General features: G+C 66.3%; 16 protein-coding genes and 1 other RNA gene. 11 read left to right on the top strand and 6 right to left on the bottom strand.

Annotated features, from left to right (window positions below; genetic code table 11):
- The 3 genes from accB to P7F68_RS14520 form a co-directional block, all read right to left on the bottom strand.
- Nucleotides 1-456, bottom strand: coding sequence for an acetyl-CoA carboxylase biotin carboxyl carrier protein (gene accB / locus P7F68_RS14530; RefSeq protein WP_002926980.1), 456 nt, complete (start codon nt 454-456; stop codon nt 1-3).
- A gap of 339 nt (nt 457-795) precedes the next feature.
- The gene (locus tag P7F68_RS14525; RefSeq protein WP_277834183.1) at nt 796-1,347 is read right to left on the bottom strand and encodes a TlpA family protein disulfide reductase; all 552 of its coding nucleotides are present in this window, start codon (nt 1,345-1,347) and stop codon (nt 796-798) included.
- A complete protein-coding gene (locus P7F68_RS14520; RefSeq protein ID WP_002936316.1) occupies nt 1,344-1,961 on the bottom strand; it encodes a hypothetical protein in 618 nt (205 codons plus the stop codon). The genes P7F68_RS14525 and P7F68_RS14520 overlap by 4 nt, the downstream gene beginning before the upstream one ends.
- A gap of 81 nt (nt 1,962-2,042) precedes the next feature.
- On the opposite strand from P7F68_RS14520, the gene mpl reads away from it, so the two are divergent.
- Nucleotides 2,043-3,401 carry a UDP-N-acetylmuramate:L-alanyl-gamma-D-glutamyl-meso-diaminopimelate ligase gene (gene mpl, locus P7F68_RS14515; RefSeq protein ID WP_277834181.1) on the top strand — a complete coding sequence of 453 codons (1,359 nt, stop codon included), beginning with the start codon at nt 2,043-2,045 and terminating at the stop codon, nt 3,399-3,401.
- 4 nt (nt 3,402-3,405) lie between these two features.
- On the opposite strand, the gene P7F68_RS14510 is transcribed toward mpl, so the two are convergent.
- The 3 genes from P7F68_RS14510 to P7F68_RS14500 are packed head-to-tail and all read right to left on the bottom strand — an operon-like array spanning nt 3,406 to nt 5,128.
- Entirely contained in the window at nt 3,406-4,080 is a 675-nt protein-coding gene (locus P7F68_RS14510) for a BON domain-containing protein (RefSeq protein ID WP_277834179.1), read from the bottom strand.
- A complete protein-coding gene (locus tag P7F68_RS14505) occupies nt 4,080-4,673 on the bottom strand; it encodes an SIS domain-containing protein (protein ID WP_002926969.1) in 594 nt (197 codons plus the stop codon). The genes P7F68_RS14510 and P7F68_RS14505 overlap by 1 nt, the downstream gene beginning before the upstream one ends.
- Before the next feature lie 44 nt (nt 4,674-4,717).
- Nucleotides 4,718-5,128: a YraN family protein gene (locus P7F68_RS14500; protein ID WP_002936314.1), complete on the bottom strand. Its 411-nt coding sequence runs from the start codon at nt 5,126-5,128 to the stop codon at nt 4,718-4,720.
- Between P7F68_RS14500 and rsmI the strand changes: the two genes are divergently transcribed.
- From rsmI to P7F68_RS14450, 10 genes are all read left to right on the top strand, one after another.
- On the top strand, nt 5,127-6,008 hold the full coding sequence (rsmI, locus tag P7F68_RS14495; protein ID WP_277834175.1) for a 16S rRNA (cytidine(1402)-2'-O)-methyltransferase: 882 nt from the start codon (nt 5,127-5,129) through the stop codon (nt 6,006-6,008). The two genes, P7F68_RS14500 and rsmI, sit on opposite strands and share 2 nt — an antisense overlap.
- Nucleotides 6,009-6,104: 96 nt before the next feature.
- Nucleotides 6,105-7,148: a dihydroorotase gene (gene pyrC, locus P7F68_RS14490; RefSeq protein ID WP_277834173.1), complete on the top strand. Its 1,044-nt coding sequence runs from the start codon at nt 6,105-6,107 to the stop codon at nt 7,146-7,148.
- 2 nt (nt 7,149-7,150) lie between these two features.
- Entirely contained in the window at nt 7,151-7,585 is a 435-nt protein-coding gene (locus tag P7F68_RS14485; RefSeq protein ID WP_002936312.1) for a hypothetical protein, read from the top strand.
- A gap of 25 nt (nt 7,586-7,610) precedes the next feature.
- Nucleotides 7,611-8,040, top strand: an RNA gene (rnpB, locus tag P7F68_RS14480) — RNase P RNA component class A.
- 435 nt (nt 8,041-8,475) lie between these two features.
- On the top strand, nt 8,476-8,919 hold the full coding sequence (mraZ, locus tag P7F68_RS14475; protein ID WP_002926958.1) for a division/cell wall cluster transcriptional repressor MraZ: 444 nt from the start codon (nt 8,476-8,478) through the stop codon (nt 8,917-8,919).
- Nucleotides 8,916-9,851: a 16S rRNA (cytosine(1402)-N(4))-methyltransferase RsmH gene (rsmH, locus tag P7F68_RS14470; RefSeq protein WP_277834169.1), complete on the top strand. Its 936-nt coding sequence runs from the start codon at nt 8,916-8,918 to the stop codon at nt 9,849-9,851. The genes mraZ and rsmH overlap by 4 nt, the downstream gene beginning before the upstream one ends.
- Nucleotides 9,848-10,114 (top strand): cell division protein FtsL, encoded by a 267-nt coding sequence (gene ftsL / locus P7F68_RS14465; protein WP_002926955.1) that lies wholly within the window; start codon nt 9,848-9,850, stop codon nt 10,112-10,114. The genes rsmH and ftsL overlap by 4 nt, the downstream gene beginning before the upstream one ends.
- A complete protein-coding gene (locus P7F68_RS14460; RefSeq protein ID WP_002936311.1) occupies nt 10,111-11,880 on the top strand; it encodes a peptidoglycan D,D-transpeptidase FtsI family protein in 1,770 nt (589 codons plus the stop codon). The genes ftsL and P7F68_RS14460 overlap by 4 nt, the downstream gene beginning before the upstream one ends.
- A complete protein-coding gene (locus tag P7F68_RS14455; protein ID WP_002926952.1) occupies nt 11,877-13,382 on the top strand; it encodes a UDP-N-acetylmuramoyl-L-alanyl-D-glutamate--2,6-diaminopimelate ligase in 1,506 nt (501 codons plus the stop codon). The genes P7F68_RS14460 and P7F68_RS14455 overlap by 4 nt, the downstream gene beginning before the upstream one ends.
- Entirely contained in the window at nt 13,379-14,806 is a 1,428-nt protein-coding gene (locus P7F68_RS14450) for a UDP-N-acetylmuramoyl-tripeptide--D-alanyl-D-alanine ligase (RefSeq protein ID WP_277834165.1), read from the top strand. The genes P7F68_RS14455 and P7F68_RS14450 overlap by 4 nt, the downstream gene beginning before the upstream one ends.
- The last annotated feature ends 1 nt before the right edge of the window (nt 14,807 follow it).

Here is a 14,807-nt window from a genome sequence, read left to right as displayed (position 1 = left end):
TCAGCCGATCACGAACAGGGGCTGACCGTATTCGACCGGCTCGCCGTTGTCGACCAGGATGGCCTTGACGACGCCGCTGGCATCGGCCTCGATCTCGTTCATCAGCTTCATCGCTTCGATGATGCACAGGCGGTCGCCCTCATTCACGCTCTGGCCGACTTCGACCAGCGGCTTCGCGCCCGGTGCGCTGGCGCGGTAGAAGGTACCGACCATTGGCGACTTCACGATGTGGCCCTCGGGCAGGGCGTCAGCGGCTGCGGCCGGTGCCGCGCTGCTGGCGGCGGCGACAGGGGCTGCGGGTGCTTGCGCCGGAATCTGCGCGTAGTAGGCGGCAGGTTGGGCTGCGGCGGCATGCTTGGCGATACGGACCTTCTCTTCGCCTTCGGTGACCTCGAGTTCGGAGATGCCCGATTCCTGGACGAGGTCGATGAGTTTCTTCAGCTTGCGCAGATCCATGATGTTCTCCGTACGGGACCGCGGCACGATATTGCGCTGCACGGTTGGATGATTGATGGTTCGGTTCGGACGACGAATGGCGCCGGGCACGCAGGTGTGGCGCGAGCGCGCCGCTGATGCGGACCGCCCTGGCGAGGCTCAGAAAGATCGTCGTCGTGGGGGGCGAAGAGGCCTGTAGGGCGTGCTGCAGGCAGCAAAAGAGCCCTCTCGCCACGACCCGGAGGGAAGCGTGGCGATACGTGCTTGCCGGCGGCTTGAATGCTTCATGCCGGCAAGTTTGCCGTAAATGGCTGCACGTTGTCCACCTTTTGGCTGGAATCTGCGCAGCCTGAGGCGGGCTCAGGAGGGCAGGAGTGCGCGGATTTTGCGCTCGAGTTCCTCGCGGTGCAAGACGCCGAGCTTGATGTGGCGCACTTTTCCTTCGGTGTCGAGGATGATGGTGAACGGCAGGCCGCGGGCGGCGTTGCCGAAGCCTTCGGCAAGGTCAAGCACGTGGTTGCCGGCGATCAGCAAGGGGTAGGGGACGCGGAATTCCTCATTGAACGCGCGCACCTTTGCGGCCGAGTCGATGCTGATGCCGACGAACTGCACCGGCTCGTCCGCCAGCGCCTGGCTGGCTGCGGCGAAATCGGGGATCTCCTTGCGGCAGGGTGGGCACCAGGTCGCCCAGAAGTTGGCAACGACGACCTTGCCCTGCCACTGCGCCATGGCCTGCTCCTCGCCGTTGGTGTCCGGCAAGCGCAGGGCGAGCAGGGCATCCACTGTGTCCTGGCTGACCGTGTGCATGCCCGCAGGTGCGATCTGGGATTGCTCGCGGTTGAGAAGAAAGCCGCCGGCTGCGGCGGCGATGGCGACTGTCGCGAACAGCGCGGCCTGGATCTTGCGTTTCATTCCTGGGGCGTTCCTTGTGTTGTGTGCTCGCCCGCGGCGAGTAGCGCTTCGACCTGCGCCAGGCGGGCGCGCTCCTGGCCGCGTCGGACGTTGCGCTCTGCCGACGAGGGATAGACCGAGACCTTCACCGGTACGTCGTTCCAGTCGAAGCTCAGCACCGCCTCGGGGGCGTGTGGCGCCGGGCGGCGTGGTTCGCGGTGGTCATAGGGCAGGTCGAGATTGAGGAAGAAGATCTCCACATCCTTGGTGCTCTCCGGGAAGATCTCGATCTCGAGTTCGGAGTAGCGGCCCGCAGTGCCATCGAGTGCGCCGCCGGTAAGGTAGGGGCGGAAGTCTGCGAGCAAGCGCATGACCTCGACAGCGACGCTGCGCATCTCGTGCAGGCGCTCGGGTTGCTCCTCGTCCTGGTACAGCGCCAGCCAGGCGCGCAGCTCGGTTTCTATCTCGGTGTTGTTGGGCAGGGCATCGGCGTCGGTGGCGCCGAGTTGCTTGGCCGCCTTGCGTTTGGCGAAGCCGAAGTCGCTGATGCCGTCCTCGGCCATCATGCGGGCAGCGAGCGCGGCGATTTCGCGTCTCAGGCCGCCGCTGCGGGATACGTGGGCATGTGAGGGCATGACGGGGCTCGGGTAAGATGCGCGGTCATTGTACACGGGCCGGTTTCATACGGATGACGGCCCCTCGGAGCACATTGCCTCATGCATATCCACATTCTCGGCATCTGCGGCACCTTCATGGGCGGGGTCGCCTTGCTGGCGCGCGCGGCAGGCCATACCGTCAGCGGTTGCGACGCCAACGTCTATCCGCCGATGAGCACCCAGCTCGAAGAGCAGGGTATCGGGCTGATCGAGGGCTATGACCCCGCCCAGCTCGAGCTCGAGCCTGACGTGTTCGTGATCGGCAATGCAGTGTCGCGTGGCAATCCGCTGCTGGAGGCGATTCTCGATCGTGGCCTGCCCTATGTTTCCGGCCCCCAGTGGCTGGCCGAGCATGTGCTTGCCGGGCGTTGGGTGTTGGCGGTCGCCGGTACCCACGGCAAGACGACGACGACATCGCTGCTGACCTGGATGCTGGAGGATGCGGGGCTCAATCCCGGCTTCCTGGTCGGCGGCGTGCCGCAGAATTTCGGTGTTTCGGCGCGCCTCACCGAGTCGCCTTTCTTCGTCATCGAGGCCGATGAATACGATACCGCGTTCTGCGACAAGCGCTCCAAGTTCGTTCATTACCGGCCGCGCACCGTCATCCTCAACAACCTCGAGTTCGACCATGCCGACATCTTTGCCGACCTGGCCGCGATCGAGACCCAGTTCCATCATCTGGTGAGGACGATTCCCGCCAGCGGGAGGATCATCGCCAATGCCCGCGAGGACAGCCTGAGACGGGTTCTTGCGCGTGGCAGCTGGTCCGAACTGGAGTGGTTCAATGACGCCGACCAGTGGTCGGCGGCGGCGGGCGGGCGGGATGTCGAGGCAGTGTTCCGCCTGGCCGGGACGGAGCTGGGCAGGGTGGAGTTGGCGCTGCCCGGCAGCCACAACCGTGAGAATGCACTTGCGGCGATCGTGGCGGCGCGTCACGTGGGCGTCACTCCGGCGCAAGCGATCGCCAGCCTGGCCGCTTTTCGCGGCATTCGGCGCCGGCTGGAACTGCGCGGCAGCGCGCGGGGGGTGAGCGTGTATGACGACTTCGCTCATCACCCGACCGCGATCGCCCTCACCATCGATGGCCTGCGTCGGCGCGAGCCCGAGGGGCGCATCCTCGCGGTGCTCGAGCCGCGTTCCAACACCATGAAGCTCGGTGTCATGAAGGCGCAGCTGGCGGGCAGCCTGGCAGCAGCCGATGCGGTGTTCTGCTACGGCCATGGCCTGGGCTGGGATACGGGCGAAGCACTCGCGCCGCTCGGCGCGCGCGCGCGCAGCTATGACGTGCTCGAGGCGCTTGTTGCCGACGTCGCGGCGATGGCGCGCGCCGGCGACCACGTGCTGGTGATGAGCAACGGCGGCTTCGGCGGTGTGCACCAGAAGCTGCTCGACGCACTCGGCAGCGTCGGCGCGCGCTGAGGCGTCAGCGCCGGGCGCCGGTCGGGTTGTCCAGGCGGCGGGCCTCATCGTCGCTGATGAACTCGAACACGCGCACCACCTTGCGCACGCCCTGGCTGGTGCGTGCCACCTCGGCGGCGGCGTCGGCCTCGGTGCGGGTGACGATGCCGAGCAGGAACACCACGTTGGCCTCTGTCACCACCTTGACGTGGTGCGCCGAGAAGCGCTTTGCATCGACAAAGCGGGCCTTGACGTTGGAGGTGATGAGGGCGTCGTTGGCGCGTGCGGTGAGCGTTGAGTTCGGGCCCACCACGACCTCGTTGATCACGCCGCGCACATGCTCCACTCCGGCCACGATGCCTTCGAGTTCGCCCAGCACGGTCGCGTTCGGCGCCTGGCCGGTGAGCAGCACGTTGCGGTTGTACGAGGTCACGTTCACATTGACCGTGTTGCCGAAGCGCTGGCGGATGCGTCCCGACACCTTCCATTCGATGCTCTCGTCCTCGACGTAGGTGCCGCTCGTACGGCGATCCGACACCATGGCGGCGCCGGCTCCGACCCCGGTGGCGACGACCGGAAAGCAGCCCTGCAGCAAAGGGAGCGTGGATGCAGCGGCAAGGCCGAGCAGAAGCGTGCGACGACGGCCATCGGCGGTTGCGGCGGCCGCGGACGGGGCGAGTGCTTGGGGGGGCGTCTTCATCAGTCTTCCACTCCTAGTAATAGACAGTCGATGCCGTCGCACAGGCAATGCAGGGTGAGCAGGTGAAGTTCCTGAATGCGGGCCCTGCGATCGGCAGGCGGGGAAATGTGGATGTCGGCGGGGCCGAGGCACTCGGCGATCCGTCCCGGCTTTCCGGAGGTGAGCGCGATCACGTGCATGTCGCGCTCGTGGGCGGCGTGGATCGCCTGCTCGATGCGTGCCGAGTCGGCACCCGTCGACAAGGTGATCAGTATGTCCCCAGGGTGGCCGAAGGCGTGGATCTGGCGTGCGAACATCGATGCCGCGTCGGGTTCGCCTGTGAGCGGCGCCAGCGTCGAGGTGTCCGCACTCAGCGCAAGGGCTGCAAGCGACGGTCGCTCGAGCTCGAAACCGTTAACCAGTTGTGCTGCAAAGCGGCGTGCATCTCCGGCGCAGCCGCTCCCCCCGCACACCAGAACCTTGCCGTTGTCGAGCAGACTGGCGGTGATGAGTTCTACCGCGCCTGCGATCGGTGCGGCGAGGAGTTCGAGCGCCTCCAGTGTGGTGCGCATGTTGTCCTCGAACTGCGCGGAGATGCGATCGATCAGATTCATGCTGCCAGTGTCGTCTGAAGGGCGTAAGAGTCTAGCACGGCCCCTCATGTCGCATTGAAGGCGCCGGGTAACCAAGTGATGCGATCGGCGGACAGGTCGTCGAGAAGCACGGCGTCGAAACGGCAGGGGGCGTTCTGGAAGCGCCGTCCGGCGCCGTTGAGCCACCACTGGGCGGCGATCAGCACGCGGCGCTGCTTGGTGGGTGTGATGCTTTCCGCGGCGCCGCCAAAGCGTCCATTGGTGCGCAGGCGCACCTCGACGAACACGACATGGTTGCGATCGAGGCAGACGAGGTCCAGCTCGCCGCCTCGGCAGCGCACGTTGCGCGCCAGGGTGCGCAGCCCGTGCGCCTCGAGGTAGGTGCATGCGAGTGCCTCGGCGGCCGCGCCGCGCGCTTGCGCCGGTGTCCGGCGCCCGTCGATACTGTGCGCCTGCGCGCTCCGGTTCTTCTCCATGACAGCTTCCTTCCGCCTCCCCGATCATCCGCTTTCAAGTACGCCGTCATTGTATGTGGTGGCTACGCCGCTCGGTAATCTGCATGACATCACGCTGCGTGCGCTCGCCGTGCTGGGCGCGGTGGATGTGGTGGCTGCTGAGGACACGCGCCACAGCCAGCGCTTGCTCGATGCCTTCGGCTTGCGCTGCCGCATGCTGGCGGTGCATCAGCACAATGAACAGGCTGCGGCCGGACAACTCATCGAACTCATCGCCGATGGCAAGCAGGTTGCGCTCATCACCGACGCCGGCACGCCGGCCGTGTCCGATCCCGGGGCGCGCCTGGTGGCGCGGGTGCGCGCCGCCGGCTACCCGGTCGTCCCACTGCCTGGGCCGTGCGCCGCCGTTGCGGCGTTGTCGGTGTCGGGCTTTGGCGAATCCGGCTTCCGTTTCGTCGGTTTCCTGCCTGCCAGACCGGGTGCGCGACAGGCGGCACTGCAGGCGCTGGTGGACGCGGGCGAAGCCCTCGTTTTCTACGAGGCGCCGCACCGCATTGCGGAGAGCCTGGCCGACATGGCGGCGGTGTTCGGCGCGCAGCGCGAGGTGCTCATTGCGCGCGAGATGACCAAGCTGCACGAACAGATCGTGCGCATGTCGCTTGCCGATACTGCTGCGTGGCTTGCCGCCGACAGCAACCGCTTGCGCGGCGAGTTCGTGCTCGTGGTCGCCGGTGCGCCGGCGCGCGACGGCCTGGGTGGCGAGATCGAGCGTGTGCTGGCACTGCTGCTCGATGAGGTCCCGCTCAAGACTGCCGCACGCCTGGCCGCGGAGATCACCGGTGCGCCGCGCAAGGCCTTGTATGCGCGTGCGCTGGAGCTGCGCGGGCGTGATGCGCAGTAGACGCCGGTGCGGCTGCCTTCAGATCCTCGCGGCTGGCGCCGCGCCAGTGACCGGCGTAAGCGCCTATAATCCGGCGGCTGTCATGAGGACTACTCCATGCAATCGATAACCCTCGTCCGTCCGGACGACTGGCACCTTCACGTTCGCGACGGCGATGCGCTTTCCGCGGTCGTCCCGCATACCGCTGCGCGCTTCGGCCGTGCGCTGATCATGCCCAACCTCAAGCCGCCGGTGACGACCACCGCACAGGCGCTCGCCTATCGCGAGCGCATTGTTGCCGCCGCGCCGGGTACCGGATTCGAGCCGCTGATGAGCTTGTATCTGACCGACAACCTGTCGCCCGACGAGATTGATCGGGCCCAGGCAAGCGGTCGGGTGGTGGCCTGCAAGCTCTATCCGGCAGGGGCAACCACGAATTCCGACGCTGGCGTCACTGCCATCGACAAGGTCTATCCGGTGCTCGAGCGCATGGAAGCGCTCGGCATGATCCTGTGTGTGCACGGAGAGGCCACCGGGCATGAGGTGGACGTCTTCGATCGCGAGCGCGTGTTCATCGAGCGCACGCTGTCGCCGCTGGTGCGCAGGTTCCCCGCGCTCAAGGTGGTGTTCGAGCACATCACCACGGCCGAGGCCGCGCAGTTCGTGCGTGCGGCCGGCGTCAACGTGGCTGCCACGGTGACGGCCCATCACCTGCTGCTCAATCGCAATGCGATCTTCGCGGGTGGCATCCGTCCGCATCATTACTGTCTGCCGGTGCTCAAGCGTGAGTCGCATCGTGAGGCGCTGGTGGCAGCGGTGACCTCGGGCAATCCGCGCTTCTTCCTTGGCACCGATTCGGCGCCGCATGCGCTCAGTGCCAAGGAGAATGCCTGCGGCTGTGCCGGTTGCTATACGGCTCATGCGGGGATCGAGTTGTATGCCGAGGTGTTCGATGCCGCTGGCGCGCTCGACAAGCTGGAGGCCTTCGCCAGCCTCAATGGCCCTGCCTTCTATGGCTTGCCACCCAACCCCGACACCATCACCCTGGTGCGTGAAACATGGACGGTTCCGGTGAATTACCCCTATCTTGGCAGCGATCCGCTCGTCCCCCTGCGTGCAGGTGAGCAGGTTGGCTGGAAGCTCGTTACGGAGGGCGCCTGAGCATGGCTGCGGTATCGTGTGGCTTGAAGCGCGTGCTGGCAGTGGCAGCTTTGCCACTGGCGCTTGCCGGTTGTGAGAACACTGCGACCGCGTTCATGATTGACGGCAGTCAGCATGCCCTCGTCCTGGTGCGCGAGCAGAAGTTTCCCTGGCATGACGAACTCAGGCAGGCGGTGGTGGTTTCGCGCCTGCCCGCGTGCCAAAAGCGGGTGCGCATCCATCCCAGCAGTACCACCCTGGTCGAAATGCAGGTCTATGAAGCAGGCGACGCACTTTGGGCGCTGCAGCAGGGTGGGCGCTGGTATCTCGCCAGTACCGAGCAGTGCGTGGTGCAGGACTGGGACAACCCGGGCGGTCAGCCGCCCGGTGAGCTCCTTGGCACCTTTGTCCTGAAGGATGGCAAGCCGGCGTTCGTGCGCGCGTCCGGCGCGAATTGAGCCGAGCGCGTATAATCCGGCGCAGGAAGTTCGCCAGGCAGTCGCTGCGCACCTCGTCGTGCGTGGAGGAAAGTCCGGGCCCCGCAGAGCAGGATGCCGGCTAACGGCCGGGCGCCGTGAGGCGACGGAAAGTGCAACAGAGAGCAGACCGCCGATGGCTCGCGCAAGCGTGATCAGGTAAGGGTGAAACGGTGTCGTGGCGTGCGCAAGCACGACGCGGGCGGGTGCGAAAGCGCCGGCGGGTAAGAGCCCACCGCAGGACTGGTAACAGGACTGGCACGGCAAACCCCATCCGGGGCAAGGCCAAATAGGGGAGCATTGGCGTGGCTCGCGTCGCTCCCGGGTAGGCTGCTAGAGGGTCGCGGTAACGCGGCTCCCAGAGGAATGACTGCCCGATGGCGGTGGCTTAGGCCGCTGCCGTTCGACAGAACCCGGCTTATCGGCGAACTTCCCCCCCCCATTTTGCTGTTGGTGCGTCACCGCTCGGCGGACGCGCCAAGGCGATCTTGCAGGTTCCCCTCATGCTGCGCGCGCGTTTCCCACTTTGGGGCGCCGCCTTGCAGTCTGTGCGGCAATCCGCAGTTCTTGGTTCCCAGATTTCCTCCCCGCGGCCCCGATGCCGGGTCGTGGTGTGCCTGCATCCCCACTTTTTCCCACATCGCCCGCGTTTCTCGTCCAGCTCGTGTTCAACCTGAGCTGAAATGCATTGCGGCCTTGATTTTTCAGGATTTATCGACGATTGGTGTGCATTCGATAAGTCATTGTGTAACAACGGTATTCGCGCGAACCGTCCTTGACCGGGTATGGCCTTTCCACTAAAGTGGGATCAAGTGGAAAAAAGTGGGGAAAAGTGTCATTCCGATGCTTTTCCGGTGCCGTCAGGGGGGACGATGTTCCAGGGAGCCGCAGCGCTCAATCTCGATGCCAAGGGTCGCCTCGCGATTCCCTCGCGGCATCGTGACGCCCTGGCCGTCCAGGACGGGCAGGTCGTGCTGACTGCGCACCCCCATGGCTGCCTGCTCGTCTATCCCGTGCCCGCCTGGGTGCCGATTCGCGATCAGGTGCTCGCCCAGCCCAGCCTCGATCCAAAGGCTGCGATGCTCAAGCGGCTCCTGGTCGGTTTCGCCCAGGAGGAAGCGCTCGACAGCGCAGGTCGCGTGCTGGTTGCCGCTTCGCTGCGCAAGTTCGCCAAGCTCGACAAGCAGGTCTGGCTGGTTGGCCAGGGTTCGCATTTCGAGCTCTGGTCCGACGAAGGCTGGGAGCGTCAGCAGCAGGCCATGTTCGAGATGGCGACCGCAGATCTGCCTGCCGGCTTCGAGAGCCTCGCACTGTGAACGCCGCCGCCCATGTAAGCGTCCTGCTCGACGAGGCAGTCGACGCGCTCGCGATCCGTGCAGATGGCGTCTATGTCGACGGCACCTTCGGTCGTGGCGGACACAGCCGGGCGATACTCGCGCGCCTGGGCGAGCGCGGGCGTCTGATCGCCTTCGATCGCGACCCCGCGGCGATCGAGGCAGGTCGTGCCCTTAAGGATCCGCGCCTGACGCTCGTGCACTCCGCCTTCAGTGCGCTCGATGAGCAGCTTGCAGAGCTGGGCGTCGAGACGGTTGATGGCGTACTGCTCGACATCGGGGTGTCCTCGCCCCAGCTCGACGACGCATCGCGCGGCATGAGTTTTCGTTTCGATGCGCCGCTCGACATGCGCATGGATACCAGCCACGGCCAGACCGTGGCGGAATGGCTGACGGATGCCTCCGTCGGCGAGATCACGGAGGTCATCAGGGAATATGGAGAAGAACGGTTTGCTCATGCGATTGCAAAGGCGATTGCAACTGCTCGGGCAGGGGGGGCTGTCGCAACCACTGGACAACTTGCCGCGCTCGTGGAAAAAGCGGTCCGTACGCGCGAGCCGGGGCAGCACCCTGCGACACGCACCTTCCAGGCTCTTCGGATTTTCATCAATCAGGAGCTCGAGGAGCTGAGTCGCGTGCTGCCGGCCTGCGTGGCGCGGCTGGCGCCGGCCGGCAGGCTGGTGGTGATCAGCTTTCATTCGCTCGAGGACCGCATCGTCAAGCGCTTCATGCGTGACGAATCGCGTCCGCCCGTGCTGCCGCGCCGCTTGCCGCTGCGTGCGGCCGACCTGCCGCCGCCGCGCTTGCTGTTGGTGGGCAAGGCCGTGCGGCCAGGCGAGGCCGAGCTTGCGGTCAATCCGCGTGCGCGCAGTGCGGTGATGCGCGTGGCCGAACGCGCGCGGGAGGTCGCATGATCCGCGCCGACGCCGTTCTGGTTGCCCTGGTGGTTGCGAGTGCGCTTGGCGTGGTGGCTGCCCAGCACCAGGCACGCAAGCTTCACACCCAGTACGAGCGTGAGCAGGCGCGGGCTCAGGCGCTTGCGGTGGAGTGGGGGCAGTTGCAACTCGAGCAGAGTACTTGGGCAACACATGGCCGGATCGAGCGCATGGCTCGCGAACGGCTTGGCATGCGCCATCCGGCGCCGGGTCAGATGCTGGTGGTGGAGCCGAAATCATGAAGAATCCTCGCCCCGTGACCTTCAATCACAATCCCTTGCTCAAGCGCGACCTGCCTGCATGGCGGCCACGCGTGGTCATGCTGGCGTTGATGGGCTGCTCGCTGGCGCTGGCGGGGCGCGCGCTCTATCTGCAGGGCATCAACAACGACTTCCTGCAGGCCAAGGGCGAGTCGCGCTATGCGCGTACGCTCGAGGTGCCGGCCACTCGCGGTCGTATCACCGACCGCCATGGCGACATCCTCGCGATCAGTACGCCGGTGCGATCGGTCTGGGCGCTGCCGTCCGATGCTCAGCTGGAGCCGGCGCAGGCGCGTGAGCTTGCCCGCCTGCTCGAGATGGATGCCAACGAGCTCAATCGCCGTCTCGCGGCCAGTCGCGACTTTGTCTATCTCAAGCGCCAGTTGCCGCCCGAGGTAGCCAAGCAGGTTGCCGAGTTGCGCCTGCCGGGGATCCATCAGCAGCAGGAGTATCGCCGTTACTACCCGGGCGGCGAGGTGATGTCCCACATCCTCGGCTTCACCAATGTCGAGGACAAGGGCCAGGAGGGCATTGAGCTCGCCTTCGAGAAGCAGCTTGCCGGCATGTCCGGGGCGAGGCGCGTGATCAAGGACCGCCGCGGCCAGATCGTCGAGGATGTCGAGGCCATCCGCCCGCCGCGCGACGGTGCGGACGTCGCCTTGTCCATCGACGGCAAGATCCAGTATCACGCCTGGGCTGCACTGCGCGACACGATGCACGAGCACAAGGCGCTCGCCGGCGCTGTCGTCGTTCTGGATGCGCGTACCGGCGAGGTGCTGGCGCTTGCCAATGCGCCGACCTTCAACCCCAACAACCGCGCCAATCTGAGTGGCGCGCAACTGCGCAATCGTGTGTTTACCGACACCTTCGAGCCTGGTTCGGTGATGAAGCCTTTCATCGCTGCGCTGGCGATCGAGCGCGGTAAGGCGAAGGCCGATACCCTCATCGATACCGGCAATGGGCGCATGACCATTGGCACTGCGACCATCTCCGATGTCAAGCGCCGTGGTGTCATGACCGTCTCCGAAGTCATCCAGAAGTCCTCGAACATCGGCACGGTCAAGCTGGCGCAGCAGTTCAGCGCCGACGAGATGTGGCATCTGTTTGATCAGCTCGGCTTCGGTACGGCGCTCAACCTCGGCTTTCCAGGGGAGGCTTCCGGCCGCCTGCGGCCTGCCAAGAGCTGGCGCCCGATCGAGCAGGCCACCATGTCCTATGGTCATGGCATCTCGGTAAGCTTGATCCAGATGGCGCGTGCCTATCTTGTCTTCGCACGCGACGGCGAACTCGTACCCCTGTCGCTCACGCGCGTCGATGGTCAGCCCAGCTCGGGGCGTCGCGTGTTCTCCGCAAGTACGGCGCGTGAGATGCGAACCATGCTCGAGCATGCTGCGGGCCCGGGTGGCACCGCACCGCGTGCCCAGGTTGCGGGCTACACCGTGGCCGGCAAGACCGGGACTGCCCACAAGCTCGAGAACGGACGCTACGCGAAGAAGTACATCTCGTCCTTCGTCGGTTTTGCGCCCGCTTCCAATCCGCGCGTCGTGGTTGCCGTGATGGTCGATGAACCGACGGCCGGCCAGTATTTTGGCGGTGCAGTAGCCGCACCGCTGTTCTCGCGCGTCACCGAGGGGGCGCTGCGCACCCTCGGCGTGGCGCCCGACATTCCATTGACACCGCTGCAGCTTGCCCGGCGTGGTGCCGAGGAGGCGGCAACGCGTGGTGCAGATCCGCGGGAGAACATGTGAGCGCAGACAAGGCTCTCGCTGTGCTCGAACGCCTGCGCGCGCTTGGCGTCGAGGCTCGGGACATCAGCGCCGATTCGCGCAAGGCCGGACCGGGGTGCGTGTTCGCCGCCTGGCCCGGCGTGCGCACCGACGGTCGTCGTTATCTCGGCGATGCTGTTGCGCATGGGGCTTCGGCACTGCTCTGGGAGTCGGCGGACGGCTTCCGGCCGGGCGACCTGACCGTGCCTGGGCTGGCTGTCGAGGGCTTGCGCGAGATGGCGGGCCACCTTGCGCACGAAATCCACGGTCGGCCGTCGGAGCGTTTGTGGTTGTGCGGAGTGACCGGCACCAATGGCAAGACGACGGTAACCCAGATGCTTGCCCGCGCCTTCGAAGAGCTCGGCAGCCGTTGCGGCATCGTCGGCACCCTGGGCTGCGGCTTTCCCGGTGAGCTCGAGGAAGGGCTCAACACCACGCCCGATGCGCTCGAGCTGCAGCGCTGGTTCGCCCGCTTCGCCGCCGCTGGTGCGGCCGAGACGGCCATGGAAGTGTCGTCGATCGGTCTCGACCAGGGGCGTGTCAATGGCGCCCGCTTCGATGTCGCAATCTTCACCAATCTCAGCCGCGACCATCTCGACTACCACGGCAGCATGGAGGCCTACGGCGAAGCCAAATCCCGCCTGTTCTCGAGGCCGGAGCTTCGCACCGCCATCGTCAACATCGACGACAGCTTCGGCCTTGCGCTCGCGCGCCGCCTGGTCGCCGAGGGCAGGGATGTGATTGCGTGCACGCTCTATCCGGCGAACACGGAGGCGGTGCCAGGCGTGCGCGTCCTGCTTGCCGATCGTCTGCAGGCGGCGCCGGCGGGGTTGCGCTTCAACCTCGCCTGGGAAGGGCGCAGCGCCGACGTCAATGTGCGCATGGTCGCCCCGTTCAACGTCTCGAACCTGGTTGCCGTGGCTGCGGCCTTGCTCGCCCGGGGGATCGATTTCGAGGCGCTGCCCCCCGTCCTGTCACGGTTGACGCCGCCTTCCGGGCGCATGCAACTGGTGGGCGGTGTGTGCGAGCCGCTTGTGGTCATCGACTACGCTCACTCTCCCGATGCCCTCGCCAAGGTGCTCGAGGCCTTGCGCACCACGGTGCACACCCGCAAGGGGCGTCTGGTGTGCGTGTTCGGTTGCGGCGGTGACCGCGATCCGGGCAAGCGGCCGATGATGGGCGAGGTGGCCCGCGCTCTTGCCGACCGGGTCGTCGTTACCAGTGACAATCCGCGCTCCGAGGATCCGGTACGCATCATGGATGCTGTTGCCGAGGGGGCCGGACCGGGCGCCGAGCGCATCGTGGATCGCGCGCAGGCGATCGCGCGGGCGATTGCCGAGGCCGGAGTTGACGACGTTGTCCTCATCGCTGGCAAGGGCCACGAGCCCTACCAGGAGGTGCTCGGTGAGCGTATTCCATTCTCCGATCTTGAACAGGCGCGCCTGGCCCTGCAGGGGTGGCATGCGCGCGGAGTTGCTCGATGATGACCCTGCATGATGCGCTGCGCGCGCTTTCCGTACATGGTGCCCGTGTCGTTGGCGCGGCCCGTTTCGAACGTGTCGGCACCGATAGTCGCGCCGTCGTTCCAGGCCAGCTTTTTGTCGCGTTGCGCGGTGAGCACTTCGATGGCCACGAGTTCGTGGCTTTGGCGGGGGCTGCCGGTGCGGTTGCTGCGATGGTCGATGCCCGCTGGGCGGCGGCGCACGAGGCGGCGGGCTCGGCTGGGGAGACCTTGCCGCTGATCGTCGTGGACGACACGCGGTACGCGCTGGGTACGCTGGCAGCCGCCTGGCGTGCGCGCTTTGCGCTGCCGCTCATCGGCGTCACCGGCAGCAACGGCAAGACCACGGTGAAGGAGATGTGTGCCGCAATCCTGCGCGCCCAGGCGCAGCGGGAGGGATTCGGCGAGGAGGTGGTGCTCGCCAACCGCGGTAACCTGAACAACGACATCGGTTTGCCGCTGACGCTGCTCGAGCTGCGTGACTACCACCGTGCAGCCGTGGTCGAGATGGGCATGAACAAGCCCGGCGAGATTGCCTACCTGAGCGGCCTCGCGCTGCCCACGGTGGCCATTGTCAACAACGCCCAGCGTGCGCATCTGGAGGGCATGGGCTCGGTCGACGAGGTGGCACGCGAGAAGGGTTGCATCTACCAAGGTCTGGGGGCCGCCGGTACCGCGATCATCAATGCCGACGACGCGCATGCCGATTATTGGCGCGGTCTCAATGCCGATCGTGCGATTGTGACATTCGGTGTCGACCAGGCGGCCGACGTGCGCGGCCGGTGTACCCTGCGCGGCCTCGGCTCGCGGCTCGAGCTCGACACCCCGCAGGGGCAGGTCGAGTTCGCCCTGCAGGTGCCGGGTCTGCACAACGCACGCAACGCCGTATGCGCGGCGGCTGCCTGCCTCGCTGCGGGTGTGGCGCTCGAGGCGGTGGTCGAGGGGCTGGGTGGGTTCTCCGGCACCAAGGGGCGCCTGCAGCGTCGCCCGGGGCCGAAGGGGGCGCTGATCCTCGACGACTCCTACAACGCCAATCCCGATTCGGTGCGGGCGGGGATCGACGTGCTCGCCGCGACCCCCGGCCACACCTGGCTGGTGCTCGGCGACATGGGCGAGGTGGGCGACAGCAGCGCACAGGTTCATGACGAGATCGGTGGCTACGCGAAGAGCAAGGGTATCGATGGCCTGTTCGCGCTCGGCGACATGAGCGCCGTGGCGGTGCGCAACTTCGGCGATGGCGGCCATCACTTCGGCTCGCCCGAAGCGCTCGTGAGAGCGCTCGTGGCGCGGCTGGATGCGGACTCGGTGGTGCTGGTGAAAGGCTCGCGGTTCATGCGTATGGAAAGGGTGGCGGACGCGCTTGCCGCAATGCACAATTCCGCCCCTTCAAAGGAAACCGGCTCCTGAC

The organism is Thauera mechernichensis (assembly GCF_029588855.1).
GTDB classification, from domain to species: domain Bacteria; phylum Pseudomonadota; class Gammaproteobacteria; order Burkholderiales; family Rhodocyclaceae; genus Thauera; species Thauera mechernichensis.
This window is presented reverse-complemented; position numbering and strand designations above follow the sequence as displayed.